The 12,545-nt window shown below is 64.2% G+C and carries 12 protein-coding genes (1 of these 12 cut by a window edge); 6 read left to right on the top strand and 6 right to left on the bottom strand.

From position 1 onward, the window contains the following. Positions 1-118: 118 nt before the first annotated feature. Positions 119-1,435, bottom strand: a complete 1,317-nt coding sequence (locus AC4PRM_RS06280) for an Hsp70 family protein (protein ID WP_492039212.1) — start codon at positions 1,433-1,435, stop codon at positions 119-121. Between the two features lie 164 nt (positions 1,436-1,599). On the opposite strand from AC4PRM_RS06280, the gene AC4PRM_RS06275 reads away from it, so the two are divergent. The 3 genes from AC4PRM_RS06275 (at position 1,600) to AC4PRM_RS06265 (ending at position 4,332) form a co-directional block, all read left to right on the top strand. Next, on the top strand, positions 1,600-2,451 hold the full coding sequence (locus AC4PRM_RS06275; protein ID WP_492039211.1) for a PhzF family phenazine biosynthesis protein: 852 nt from the start codon (positions 1,600-1,602) through the stop codon (positions 2,449-2,451). 139 nt (positions 2,452-2,590) lie between these two features. Beyond that, on the top strand, positions 2,591-3,718 hold the full coding sequence (locus tag AC4PRM_RS06270) for a zinc-binding dehydrogenase (RefSeq protein ID WP_492039210.1): 1,128 nt from the start codon (positions 2,591-2,593) through the stop codon (positions 3,716-3,718). A 98-nt stretch (positions 3,719-3,816) separates the two neighbouring features. Next, positions 3,817-4,332, top strand: coding sequence for a 2'-5' RNA ligase family protein (locus tag AC4PRM_RS06265; protein WP_373258935.1), 516 nt, complete (start codon positions 3,817-3,819; stop codon positions 4,330-4,332). A gap of 40 nt (positions 4,333-4,372) precedes the next feature. On the opposite strand, the gene AC4PRM_RS06260 is transcribed toward AC4PRM_RS06265, so the two are convergent. The 5 genes from AC4PRM_RS06260 to AC4PRM_RS06240 are packed head-to-tail and all read right to left on the bottom strand — an operon-like array spanning position 4,373 to position 8,035. Then, on the bottom strand, positions 4,373-5,593 hold the full coding sequence (locus tag AC4PRM_RS06260) for an aromatic amino acid transaminase (protein ID WP_492039209.1): 1,221 nt from the start codon (positions 5,591-5,593) through the stop codon (positions 4,373-4,375). Next, positions 5,590-5,796, bottom strand: coding sequence for a hypothetical protein (locus AC4PRM_RS06255; RefSeq protein ID WP_492039208.1), 207 nt, complete (start codon positions 5,794-5,796; stop codon positions 5,590-5,592). The genes AC4PRM_RS06260 and AC4PRM_RS06255 overlap by 4 nt, the downstream gene beginning before the upstream one ends. Before the next feature lie 17 nt (positions 5,797-5,813). Beyond that, complete coding sequence (locus tag AC4PRM_RS06250) at positions 5,814-6,473, bottom strand: helix-turn-helix domain-containing protein (protein ID WP_492039207.1); 660 nt, start codon at positions 6,471-6,473, stop codon at positions 5,814-5,816. A gap of 27 nt (positions 6,474-6,500) precedes the next feature. Next, positions 6,501-6,887, bottom strand: a complete 387-nt coding sequence (locus tag AC4PRM_RS06245; protein WP_492039206.1) for a RidA family protein — start codon at positions 6,885-6,887, stop codon at positions 6,501-6,503. Continuing rightward, on the bottom strand, positions 6,884-8,035 hold the full coding sequence (locus AC4PRM_RS06240; RefSeq protein WP_492039205.1) for an NAD(P)/FAD-dependent oxidoreductase: 1,152 nt from the start codon (positions 8,033-8,035) through the stop codon (positions 6,884-6,886). Before AC4PRM_RS06240 ends, AC4PRM_RS06245 begins: the two co-directional genes overlap by 4 nt. 164 nt (positions 8,036-8,199) lie before the next feature. Between AC4PRM_RS06240 and AC4PRM_RS06235 the strand changes: the two genes are divergently transcribed. The 3 genes from AC4PRM_RS06235 to AC4PRM_RS06225 all read left to right on the top strand — a co-directional run. After that, the gene (locus AC4PRM_RS06235; RefSeq protein WP_492039204.1) at positions 8,200-10,407 is read left to right on the top strand and encodes a TonB-dependent receptor; all 2,208 of its coding nucleotides are present in this window, start codon (positions 8,200-8,202) and stop codon (positions 10,405-10,407) included. 17 nt (positions 10,408-10,424) lie between these two features. Next, positions 10,425-12,065 carry a serine hydrolase domain-containing protein gene (locus tag AC4PRM_RS06230; protein WP_492039203.1) on the top strand — a complete coding sequence of 547 codons (1,641 nt, stop codon included), beginning with the start codon at positions 10,425-10,427 and terminating at the stop codon, positions 12,063-12,065. Positions 12,066-12,150: 85 nt separating this feature from the next. Beyond that, positions 12,151-12,545: the start of a M81 family metallopeptidase gene (locus AC4PRM_RS06225; RefSeq protein WP_492039202.1), read on the top strand. It continues 1,069 nt past the right edge of the window; only the first 395 of its 1,464 coding nucleotides appear in the window; its start codon is at positions 12,151-12,153; its stop codon lies beyond the right edge, outside the window.

Genomic DNA, 12,545 nt, shown 5'->3' with positions numbered 1-12,545 from the left:
TTGAAGGCTTAGGGTCGCCGTATCGACCGCCGGCGGCGGCAGGCTTTCAGGACTGCGCGGCGCGGGGTCTAGCGGCGGCTGATCGTCTGCGGTATCGCGTGCAGCCTTGGCGATCGCGTCAACCTGACTGGCTCCAGACGTCCAGATCGCTCTCGCGGCCTATCAAAGCCAAGCCGCTAGCAATAGACTCAAACTCACCGCCGGTCTCGATCCGCTCCGTGCCGAACCGTTTGTGAAAGATGTTTCTGACCGCAGGTACGAACGAAGTGCCGCCTGTCAGAAAGACCCTGTCGATCTGCTCAGTAGCCAATCCAGATTTCTCGATCGCTTCATCCACCGCGACTTCGATCGCTGCCAGTTCGGGCGCAATCCAGTGTTCGAACTCCGACCGCTTCACGGGGGTCTCAATCAGAACCGAGCCGGCCTTGAACCGGAAGGTCGCCTCGTCGTCATGCGAAAGCGCCATCTTGAGCGCAGAGACCGACTGGTAAAGCGCGTAGCCGTGGTTGTCGTCGAGGATCTCGATCAGGCGATCGAGCTTTTCAGGCTCGGTCGCGGTGCGTGCCAGGGCGCGGATATCGCGCATGTCCTTTGAGGCGCGTAGCAGCGCGAGCTGGTCCCACCGTGCGAACGCAGCATAGTAGCGTTGGGGGATCGGCAGCGTCTTTCCGAACGTGTGGTACTGCCCGCCCTTGCCGAGTTCAGGCGAAACCAGATGGTCGATGATGCGATAGTCAAACGCGTCGCCGGCAACGCCGACCCCCGACTGGGCGAGCGCTTTCGAACGCAGACCCTCGTCGGACTGTTCGAAGCGGATGATCGAGAAGTCGCTGGTTCCGCCGCCGAAGTCTGCGACCAGCACATTGGCGTCGGTCTTGAGCGTTCGGGCAAAGAAGAAGGCGGCCCCTACCGGTTCATACGCATACCGAATGTCCCTAAAGCCAAGACGCGCGAACGCGGCTTCGTAGCGTTTCAGCGCCAGTTGTTCATCGGGTGCGCCACCCGCGAAAGTGACCGGTCGACCGACGATCACGCGCGCGGGCAGGTCCGCCATGGCCTCTCCGCCATGAAGGCGCAGCCTCAGCAGAAAGGCCGCAAGCAGGTCCTCGAATGCGTAGCGCCGATTGTCGATGACGGTCTCGGTAAACGCAGCGCTCGCGGCGAAGGTTTTGAACGACTGAATGAACCGGGTTTCCAGCGCTTCTTCGACATAGGCATCAATGGCCCAGGGACCAGCTTCCACCAGCCGCCGAGGTGGTTCAGCGCCTACGGCCGGTTCGACCTGAAAGCTCAAGGTGGAGCGGAATGCGGTCAGTTCACCGGTCGGCGCATCAAACCGGAGAACGAGCGCGTGGCCGTCGGCGCCTGTGACGGCGACCACGGTATTGGTCGTGCCAAAGTCGATCCCTACCGTCTGCGGGGTTTGACGGGTCATGCTGCTCTCTTTGGTCGGTGGGCGGCGTAGCTAGCGCAATCGCGCCCAGAAAGCTGCATGGGTTGTCGATGTATATGTGGACCTTGAAGATAGCTGTGACGAAAATCGCTGACGGCAGGCTGCGGGCGCTCGACGCTATCGGCCGCGCTCTCTAGAGCTTCGGCATGACCCGACAATGGACCATCGACGCCTTCGCCGATCAGGTTTTTCTGGGCAACCCGGCTTGCGTCGTCGAGCCTCTCGCGGCGTGGCCGGCTGATGCCGCGCTCCAGGCCGTTGCGCGCGAGAACAATCAGTCCGAGACCGCCTTTCTGCGCCTGACCGGCAAGCCATCGCACTATGATCTCCGCTGGTTCACACCCTCGATGGAGGTGGATCTGTGCGGGCACGCGACCCTGGCAGCAGCCCATGTTCTGCTGCACGAGCTGGCCTTGGATGCAGCACAGGTGACGTTTTCTACCCGGTACGGCGCGCTGACGGTTCGGCGTCACGAGGGCGGCTACGAGATGGATTTCCCGGCCGATCCACCGCGACGCCTGCAGACTCACCTAGGTCTGGCCGAGGCGCTGGGGGTCGAGCCGGTCGAGATCTGGGCCGGGCGGTATCTCGTCGCGATCCTGGATAGTGAAGTTGCAGTCAGGCGACTGGCCCCGGATATCGATTCCGTCTCCAGGCTGACGGGCCATGCGGCAGAGGCGGGGCAGGTGGTCGTCTGTGCCTTGTCTGACACGCCGGGTGTTGATGTGATCGACCGCTTCTTCGCGCCGGGGTGCGGCATTGATGAGGATCCCGCTACCGGATCCGCGCACTGCGTTCTGGCGCCTCTGTTTGCTGAGCGATTGGGCCGGACCCGGCTGTCGTTTTACCAAGCCTACCCGGAACGGGGAGGCAGGATTGAAACTGAAGTTGCGGGCTCCAGAGTTCTTATTCGCGGCAGAGCCGTGACGGTGATTGAAAGTCGCTGGCGCAGCCCCCTTCTCGAGGTAGGTCCATCAAGTGGCACGACGTCACGCTGAACCAAGGCGAAGGCCGAGGATGTGAGGATCGGCAGAGGCCTGATCCGGCGCGTCAGTTGTTGAACGCCTCTGACACGCGGCCGTCATCACGCTATTATCAGCGCGATCATCATCCCGGCGACAAAGAGGAACAGACCAGATGGCACTGACAGGACGCGCCCTGCGATCGACAGTTCAGGAAGACGGCACTCTGAAGCTTTCGCTGGAGCCGCTGGTCATTGGCGATCTCGGGCCGGACGAAATTGTAGTCAGGGTGGAGGCTGCTCCGATCAATCCCAGCGATCTGGGGTTGTTGCTCGGACCGGCCGATGTCAGCTCAATGCGCGTCGCGGATAAGTCCGACGGCCCGGAACTGGTGTTCGATATTCCAGAGCCGCGTCGAGCGGGGCTCGCGGTCCGCATCGGAAAATCGTTGGCTGTGGGCAATGAGGGCGCGGGGACCGTTGTGGCAGCAGGCTCTGACAGTCAGGACTGGCTCGGTCGCCGGGTGGGACTGATCGGCGGCGGCATGTATGCTGACCTGCGCAAGATCAGAACACGCGACACTCTGGCGCTGCCAGACGGGGTCACACCCGCACAGGGCGCGGCACTGACCGTCAACCCGATGACGGCGCTGGGGTTCGTAGAGACCGCACGCGCAGAGGGTCATTCGGCGATCGTCCACACCGCAGCGGCATCCAGCCTCGGTCAGATGCTGCAGCGGATCTGCACGAGCGACGGTATGGGGCTGGTCAATGTGGTGCGGTCGGAGGAACAGGTTGCACTTATGCGGGATATTGGCGCGACCCACGTGCTGAACAGCCGCGATGACGACTTCCGCCACAAATTGATCGACGCGATCACCGAGACCGGCGCGACGGTGGCGTTCGACGCCATCGGAGGCGGATCGCTGGGAAGTGACATCATGCGGGCCATGGAAAGGTCGGCCGCCCAGAGAATGACTGATTACAGCCCCTACGGGTCCGCCACCTTCAAGCAGCTTTATATTTATGGAGCTCTCGATCTTTCTTCCACGACCCTGGACCGTCTGTCGTTCGGCTTCCAATGGAGCGTAGCGGGCTGGCTTCTGACGCCCTTCCTGCAGAAAGCCGGTCCAGAGACCGTCGCCCGACTCAGAAAGCGGGTGTTCGACGAGCTGACCTCCACGTTTGCCACGCACTACACGCGCACGATCGGACTGGCCGAAGCGCTCGATCCGGCGGTGGTGAAGGCCTACGAGCGCAAGGCGACCGGAGAGAAGTTTCTCATTGATCCAACCCTCAACTGAGGCTCGGGCGAGACCTGCCAGTTGCCGAGGCACCCGGTAGGTCGTCACCCGATCTTTGCTGCGCCCGCCGCTCCCCCAACTCGCAGAACCGATGTTGAATGTCTGACCTGCCGCCACTCATCGTTACTGCGGCCCTGGATGACGGGGCGTTCGCCTGGTTTGAGGACTTGCGCCAGTCGCACTTCCCGCGTCTTCGCAACAAGGTGCCCGCCCACCTGACCCTCTTTCACGCTCTACCCGGCGAACATGAGCGTGAGGTAGCCCGGACTCTCAAGGCGGCCTGCCAAAGGCGATCTGCCTTTCCGCTGGACGTTCGAGGCCCATGGTCCCTCGGTCGCGGGGTGGCCTACAAGCTTGCATCGTCCGACTTGGAAGGGTTGCGCAAAGAGCTGGCCGAATCCTTTTCACCGTGGCTGACGCGCCAGGACAGCTCACCGTACCGACCGCACATCACCGTCCAGAACAAGGTAGAACCCGACGAGGCTCGCCTGCTGCTCGAGACGCTGCAGCTCGAGTTCGAGCCGTTTCAGATCTTCGCTGAAGGCCTGATGCTCTGGCGTTATCTGGGAGGACCTTGGGCGCTGGTTGAGCGATTTGAGTTCGAAGCGCCCTGAACCCTGAAGTAGCTTTGAGGGTCAGAAGAGCGGGCTGTGGTCACCGGTCATGAACGTCTGTGCCGACAGAGCTCGCCTGTCGAACAGCCTCATAGGCATGGGTGAAACTGGCCAGGGTCTCTGGTGTGAGGCCCGCAAGGTTGATGCGTCCGGAGGGCGCGCAGTAGATCGCATGGGTCTCGCGCAGGCGTGCCACCTGACCCGGAGTCAGAGGCAGCGAAACGAACATGCCGTGATGACCGTCGAGCGCGGCGAGGCTGGTCGCCTGGCTCGCCAGGGCCTTCCGCATGCCAGCCAGACGCTGGCGCATCGTCTCAAGCTCGGCCTCCCATTGGGCGCTCAAGGCTGCATCGTGGAGAATGACGCGGACGACAGCTGCCCCGTGATCCGGGGGCATGGCCCAGCTCGCTCCTGCCAGGGCAAGGACGTTGGAGGCCGCGTTCGCCAGATGACGGGGATCGCGCGCGAGGACGAACAGGGCGCCGGTCCGCTCCCGGTAAAGTCCAAAATTCTTGTCGCAGGAGTAGGCCACCAGGGCTTCCGGGGCCGCCTCGAGGACAACCCGCATGCCGGCGGCGTCCGGCTCGAGCCCCTGGCCCAGACCCTGGTAGGCCAGGTCGATAAGGGGGATCAGGCCGCGCCTCTCGATAAGCCCGGCCAGAATATTCCACTGATCAAGGCTGGGGTCGGCCCCGGTGGGATTGTGGCAGCAAGCCTGCAGCAGAACCGCATCGCCGGGGCGGGCGGTCTCGAGCGCCGCCATCGTCGCATCGAAATCTGCGGTCTGTGTGGTGGCGTCGAAACAGCCGTATCGCTCCAGGCGGAGCCCGGCGGCCTGGAAGATCTGCGGATGGTTCGGCCAGGTCGGATCGCCGATGAACACCCGTGCACCCGGCCGGCCCGAGGCCAGAAGATCCGCAGCCAGGCGCAGGGCGCCTGTGCCTCCCGGGGTCTGGGCACCGAACACTCCCGCCGTTCCCCGGGAGCCGAAGATGATCGGCCCCAGGGCATCCAGAAACCCGACATCTCCCTGGGGACCGAGGTAGGACTTGGTGTCCTGCATCTCTAGAAGGTGCCTCTCCGCCGCCTTGACGGCACCGAAGACGGGGGTTCGCCCGTTCTGGTCACGATAGACGCCGACGCCGAGATCCAGCTTGTGCGGCCGGGCGTCGGCCCGGCAGGCTCCAATCAGGGCCAGAAGTCCGTCCGGTTCATGGGGTGACAGCCCGCCAAATACGGACTGCGAAGCCGCATCGGTCATGCCTGGGCCTCGCCAACGGGAGCGGCGACGGCTGGGCTGACCGACAGGACCTCGGTCCCCGTGCGGCGGAACCTGCTCTCTCTGCGCCAGATCAGCTGGGCGGCAAGTCCGACCAGGACGGCCACGGCGAACCCGGCCGAGAATGAGGCGGGGGCTTCGATGGGGTCTGGCAGGGGGACGTCAGGATGGATGGCGGTGGTCAAGATGCCCCCTTTTCGGGTTATGAGGTCTCGGTCGCCTGCCTGGCTTCCTCCTCTGCAAGGCTGATCAGTTCGCCGGCGAGATCGGGATCCTCGCTGGAGCACACCCCAAGGATCAGGGCGCTGTCGCAGTCCTTGCAGACGTAGGCGTGGCTCATGGAGCTATCGAGATAGATGCCCTGTCCGGCCTGAAGGACGACGGGGGTGTAGAACTCCAGATGGACCTCGATCGCGCCTTCCAGAACGAAGACGAACTCCTCGCCCTTGTGCCGGACCGCGTCGCCGAAGGTGCCGATGTCCCCGGTTCGGACGCGGGTCATGATGGGGACCATCCGCTTCTGGCGAAGATCGGCGCAGAGATATTCGTAGTCGTAGTTCGGCGTCGCGATGTGGACGGAGTTGCCCGTCGTGGTCAGGCTTCGCCGGCCCATGACCTGTGAAGCTGACGCCGTCTCGCCCGCAGGCTCGCCCTGGGCCAGGAACTCGGTCATGGTCAGGCCCAGCCTGGCGGTAAACTGTTGCAGCTTGTCGTAGGTCAGAGACAGCTTGTCTGTCTCGACCTTGGCCAGGGTCGACAGGGGTATGCCGACGACCGCGCTCATCTCGCGCAGGGTCCAGCCGTTGCGTTGCCGGACGATCCTGATGAGGCTTCCCAGGGTACCGCTTTCGTTCGCCATCATGTCCTGCCCTTCCGGCCCCGAGCCGGGTCATGCGCGTCGAGGCTCCCGACTGGCGACGACCTCGATCTCCACGCGAGCATCCGGTAGCACGAGCTGAGAAATCACGCACGAGCGGGCGGGGAAGGGGGCCGGAAGGCGTTGCGCATAGACGGCGTTGAAGGCGGCGAAGTCTGCAGGATCCGTCAGCCAGACCGTCGTCTTGATCACATGGTCGAGCCCCAGGCCGGCCTCTTCCAGAATAGACTGGATCGCGTCGAAGGTGACTTCGGTCTGGGTCGTGATGTCTCCCTCGACCCGGCCACCGACCAGTGCCAGCTGTCCTGACACAAAAACGAGCCCGCCGGTCTCGAGTGCGGGTGAAAGGGGGATCGTCGCTCCGCCCGGGCCGATCAGGGGTTTGCCGTGGATTTTCAAAGGGCAACCTTTCTCATTTTGGCCGTGTCGCGAAAGCGGCCGGGGGACAGATCAGCGGCGCTGACACCTTCGGCGGCGATATCGGCTGGAACCTCGCCCCCGCACGCCAGGGCTGCGGCCAGGCGCGCCCACGCCGGGGCGGTCTGGATTCCGTAACCGCCCTGTCCAACCGACCAGAACAGGCCGCTGATCTCGGGATCGAAGCCAATGACGGGTTCACGATCCGGCGCAAAGGTGCGCAGGCCTGCCCAGCTGTGATTGACGCGCTCAACCTCGAGCGCCAGCGCCGACTGCACCCGGTCCACGCCTATGGCGATGTCGAGTTCTTCGGGCTGGACATCGCAGGCCTCGACGAGCGTCTCGTCAGCCGGTGATATCAGGAGTTTGCCCGCATCCGGCTTGAAGTAGAACTGTTCCTCGACATCGATCACGGCGGGCCAGGCGGCGATGTCGGTTCCGGTCGGAGGATCGACGAGGACAGCGGTGCGACGCAGCGGCTGAAGGCCGAGGGCCTGCGCACCCACACTGGTCCCGACCAGGTCTCCCCACGCTCCGGCGGCATTGACAAGTACGGGGGCGGCAATGGCCTGTGCGCCCAGGTCGACCATCCACATGCCGCCCGTCCGCTGGATCGTGGGGTCGCCGACATCGGTCAGGAGGCTGGCACCGCGCGCCCGGGCACCACGAAGAAGGCCCTGGTGCAGGGCATCGACGTCTATGTCCTGGGCATCCTGATCGAGTGCCGCTGCGGCCACATAGTCCGGCTTGAGGAGAGGAATGGACTGCAGGATGCTGGTGACATCGACCCTTTCGATCGTGCCACCAGAACGGCGAATGTCGCCTATCATCGCATCAAGAAGATTCAATTGATCGGTACGCGCGATGTACAGGGCACCGCGCGGCGTGAGCAGGCGGCCTTGTGCAAACCCTCCGGGGGGTGCCGAGAAGAAGTTCCGGCTGGCCCTTGTCAGGGCACGGACGGCACGCCCTCCATAACTGGGAGCGAACAGGGCGGCCGAGCGGCCAGTGGCATGATGGCCCGGCAAGGGCTCGCGTTCGATCAGGCAGACTCGCGCGGTGTTGGCTAGCTCATAGGCGACCGAAGCACCGGCCATACCTGCGCCCACAACGATGAAGTCGTATTCCATTGCGCCCCGGTACCCCAGAAGAAGACAGGCTTGCGGCAGAGCCGGCAAGCGCGTCCAGGTTCGCAAATCCTGAACCAGCAATATCGTCTATAGCAAGAGACTTTTTCTCTTGACAGAAAAATGACGTGATTGATTGTGGTCTGACATATTCGAGGGGATCCACCATGACGAATGCCTGTCGTATCCATCGCACGCGTATCGGCCTTGCGACCCTCATGGCCTCGACGGCGCTGTGCGCCGCGCCGGCACTTGCCCAGAGCGCGCCACCGCCAGACGACGTCTCGGTTCTGGGAGACATCATCGTCACGGCGCAGAAACGGGAGGAGCGGGCCAGCGAAACTCCCCTGTCCCTGTCGGTCCTGACGGGAGAGGCCCTGCAAGCGACCGGCGCAACCCAGCTGGCGGATTTCGCAGCCACCGTGCCTGGCCTGTCCTTCACCACCAATGGCGTAGGGCAGGGCCAAATCAACCTGCGGGGCGTGACGACCGGCCTGAACGTCGGGTCCACGGTGGGCATTTATGTCGACGAAGTGCCCTACGGTTCCAGCACCTCTTTCGCCGGTGCCGCCCAACTGGCGCTGGATGTCGGACTGTTCGACCTGGACCGGGTGGAGGTCCTGCGCGGTCCGCAAGGTACCCTCTACGGTGCCAGCACGATGGGCGGACTGCTGAAATACGTCACCCAACGGCCTGATCCGAGCCGTTTCAGCGGCGGGCTGCGGGGAGGGGTCTCGACAACGGCGCATGGCGGCATTGGCTATGACCTCGCCGGTGCCGTGAACACGCCGTTTGCTGGCGATAGGGCAGCCCTAAGGCTGAACGGCTTCTATACCCGCGACGGCGGCTTTGTGGACAACCGACAGACCGGCGAGGAGGACGTCAACCAGTCGGATGTCTACGGCGGACGTGCCGATGTCGTGTTCAATCCTACGGATGCCCTGTCGATCCGCCTGACGGGTTTTGCTCAGGAAATCAGGCGCGATGGCTCTGGCTCGGTCGACTTCGTCGGTGCGACAAACGAACCTGTCGATGGCGAGTACGACCAGCGGCGCTTTGCCGAACCTTTCGACCAGTCGTTCCGGCTGGCCAGCGCCGTGGTCGATTACGATTTCGGACCCATGCAACTCACCTCGGTCACCAGCTACCAAACCAGCGATGCCGATTACGTCACCGATGTCTCGGCCCTCTATGTGCCTTTGCTGGGCGGGTTCGGCCTGTCGCTCGGGTCAACGCTTCTGGTCAAGGCCGTTGAAACCGAGAAATTCACTCAGGAAGCCAGACTGGCGGGCAGCGTCGGTGCGTTCGACTGGATCGTCGGAGGCTTCTACACCCGCGAAGACAGTTTCCAGCTGCAGACCCTGCCCGCGACGGATCCCACCGGGGCTCCCTTTCCTCTGAACCTGCTCACGGCGGAGCTTCCAAGTCTCTATGAGGAAGTGGCCGCGTTCGGAACGGTGACATGGCATGTGACCGACCGTCTCGACCTGTCCGGGGGGCTGCGGTACGCGACCAATGACCAGACCTATGAACAGAACGCCTCGGGCTTGCTGGGTGGGCCCGCCCCGAAGCGCAGTTCCGACGAGACCGTCACGACCTATCTGGCCAATGCGCGCTATCGTCTGACGGACCGGTCCATTGCTTATCTGCGCTATGCCACCGGCTATCGTCCCGGCGGGCCCAATATGGTGCTCAACGACCCGGTGACGGGAGATCCGCTCGCCCCTCCGACGTTCGCAGCCGACAGCCTGGACAGCTACGAGGCGGGCTACAAGGCCAGCACCGCCGACGGCCGCTTCAGCATTGACGCCGGCGTCTACTATATCGACTGGCAGGATCTGCAGATCGTGGCGCTGCGCAATGGTGTGGGCGTCGTGGCCAATGCCAGTTCCGCAGCCATCAAGGGGGCGGAGCTCACCATCACCACGAGACCCACCGCCGCCCTGTCGCTGGTCGCGGCTGTCAGCCTGCTGGACGCCCAGCTCGACGCCGATTCGCCGGATCTTGGCGGTCTCAAGGGGGACAGCCTGCCGGACAGCCCCGACCTTACGCTTGCTGTCTCGGCGGATTATGGGTTCACCCTGGGTGGCTACGATGCCGACCTGGGAGGTACCGTGCGCTATGTGGATGACCGCGTATCCAGCTTCGACATGAGCGCCGGTACCCCTCAGCATACCCTGCCGGACTATACGACCGTCGATCTGCGCGCCGGTATCGACTTCAGCGGTTTCAGGGCGCAGCTCTATGTGCGCAATCTCTTCGACACCTTTGGCGAGCTGTCCGCCCAGACCAGCTTCTCCGTCGCAGGCGGGCCGATCCAGATTACACCCCTGCGGCCCCGGACCGTCGGCCTGACCGTCACCAAGCGCTTCTAGTCCCCTGGAATGTCCTGATGCCTGACACTGCTGCCACCCCATCGGTCGATGCCGCCAGGATAGACGCGCTCTTCGCCGCGTATGATTCCTGCCATGCGCCTGGGGTCGCGGTCGGGATCGCGATCGGTGGGCGGCCCATCTATCGCAGGGCTTTCGGGCTGGCGAACATCGAGCTGGGCCAGACGCTGTCGCCCGGCATTCGCATGCGGATCGGTTCGACGACCAAACATTTCGCAGCCCTGGCCTATATGCTGCTGGTCGAGGACGGTCTGGCGTCACTCGACGATCCCGTGCGTAGACACATTCCGGAGATGTCGCCCGCCGTCGCCGACGGTGTGACCATGCGCCAGCTGATGAGCCATACCAGCGGCCTGCGCTGTTCGCTGGACCTCTCCATGCAGCTTAACGGGCTGGGGCATTTCATGTCGCATCCGGACACGCTGGATCTGTTTGCAGCCCAGGACACCGTGAACTTCGCGCCGGGGACATCCTGGTCGTATAACAACGGAGGATACACGGCGCTGAGCGTCGCGATCGAGCGGCTGACGGGACAGCGGCTCGAGGATGTGCTGCGCGAGCGGATCTTCCAGCCTGTCGGCATGCACGACACCCTGCTGCGTCGGGTCGACAGCGACTTCGTACCCAACAGCGCGACCCTGCACATGCTGGGAAGGGATGGCAGCTTCACCCGGGACTATCTGGGGATGGAGGTCAGCGGCGAGGGCGGCATGGTTTCCACCGTCGACGACATGCTGCGCTGGATGGCCCACATGGACCATCCTGTGGTCGGAACGCCCGAAACCTGGGCGGCCATGAAGACCCCTTATGTCCTCGAGAACGGCTATTCGACGCGATATGCCCTGGGCCTGTCCGTTGGCGGCTACCGCGGCCAGACCACCATCGAGCACGGCGGCACGGTGATGGGGGGCGGCTGCCAGATGATCAAGGCCGTGGAAGCCGGCCTGGACATCATCGTCATCGCCAACCGGGCCGGCGTGGACGCAATGAGCCTGGCGGACCGGATCATAGACGCCTGCGTCCCTGATCTCGGACCACCGCTGGATGACCTGCCGGGGGCCAATGTCAGCGGCCTCTACTATGCTGAGGCGACCGGCTCGACCCTGCATCTTCTGGAACACGAAGGTCGCCAACTCATCGGCATGGGCGGTGCCACCATCCCAGCCCGGCGCGACGCTGAAGGCCGACTGCACTCCAGCTACCGGATTTTCGATGCCGTGGTCGAGGCTCCGGCCGGCGAAAGTCAGCCGGACCAGCTGACCTATCGACAGTGGGGGCAGGGGGAGGTGCTGACGCGCCTGGAGCCGGGCCTCAAGCCCGACATCACCGACCGTGAAGGCGTATACTCTTCCGCCGCCACCGGCACGACGGCCTTGCTGGAGGTCGCGGAAGACGCTGCGCTGCTCACCTTCGAAGGCCGCTGGCACAGCGTCCGCTACCGGCTGGATCATGTGGGCGGGCCGCTTTGGCGGGTGGTGTCCCTCGATATGGCGCATTTCGGCCTGGGCGGGTTTCTGGAGTTTGATCCCGACGGCGCGGGCTTCGCCTTCAGTGCTGGCCGCACCCGGCGTCTTCGCTTCGAGCGTGGGCCGCTGGCACAGACGGCTGGCAAGCTGGCGCAGAGACCGGCCGACGCATGACACACAGGCCGGAATTGTTTTGTCGTCGTGTGCCAGAGGGGGCTGACCTGTCGTCGCGGGTCAGCTCTTGCTTCCGGCGCGGCGCATGATCCGTCATCCACTCCGGGTGTTCGTGGGGTCCTTGTCCCATGAGACCAACAGCTTTTCCCCGCTGCCGACCAGCCTCAGGGCCTTCGAAGCCGATCTGTTGCACAGGGCAGGGGATCCAGCGACCCTGGCCCAGGCCATGGCCTTTCCCGCCTATGGCGACGCCATAGAGGCGGGAAGGGCGCGTGGACACGAGATCATTGCCGGTCTGTGTGCCTGGACACAGCCGTCCGGCCCGCTGCCGGGCCCAGTGTATGAACGGCTACGCGACGAACTGCTGGCTGACCTGTCCGCGGCGGGCGCGGTAGACCTCGTCATCCTGGTTCTGCACGGCGCCATGATGTCCGACGACCATGACGACTGCGAGGGAGATATCCTTGCCCGGGCCCGCGC

Source organism: Brevundimonas sp. DW-iso22, from assembly GCF_058725425.1.
The sequence above is the reverse complement of the archived record's forward strand: the minus strand, read 5'-3'. Positions and strand labels throughout refer to the sequence as shown.

What these genes read in the sequence shown, in the direction of transcription:
- AC4PRM_RS06280 (WP_492039212.1), bottom strand. Translation starts at nt 1,435, where the DNA reads ATGACCCGTCAAACCCCGCAGACGGTAGGGATCGACTTTGGCACGACC.
- AC4PRM_RS06275 (WP_492039211.1), top strand. Translation starts at nt 1,600, where the DNA reads ATGACCCGACAATGGACCATCGACGCCTTCGCCGATCAGGTTTTTCTG.
- AC4PRM_RS06270 (WP_492039210.1), top strand. Translation starts at nt 2,591, where the DNA reads ATGGCACTGACAGGACGCGCCCTGCGATCGACAGTTCAGGAAGACGGC.
- AC4PRM_RS06265 (WP_373258935.1), top strand. Translation starts at nt 3,817, where the DNA reads ATGTCTGACCTGCCGCCACTCATCGTTACTGCGGCCCTGGATGACGGG.
- AC4PRM_RS06260 (WP_492039209.1), bottom strand. Translation starts at nt 5,593, where the DNA reads ATGACCGATGCGGCTTCGCAGTCCGTATTTGGCGGGCTGTCACCCCAT.
- AC4PRM_RS06250 (WP_492039207.1), bottom strand. Translation starts at nt 6,473, where the DNA reads ATGATGGCGAACGAAAGCGGTACCCTGGGAAGCCTCATCAGGATCGTC.
- AC4PRM_RS06240 (WP_492039205.1), bottom strand. Translation starts at nt 8,035, where the DNA reads ATGGAATACGACTTCATCGTTGTGGGCGCAGGTATGGCCGGTGCTTCG.
- AC4PRM_RS06235 (WP_492039204.1), top strand. Translation starts at nt 8,200, where the DNA reads ATGACGAATGCCTGTCGTATCCATCGCACGCGTATCGGCCTTGCGACC.
- AC4PRM_RS06230 (WP_492039203.1), top strand. Translation starts at nt 10,425, where the DNA reads ATGCCTGACACTGCTGCCACCCCATCGGTCGATGCCGCCAGGATAGAC.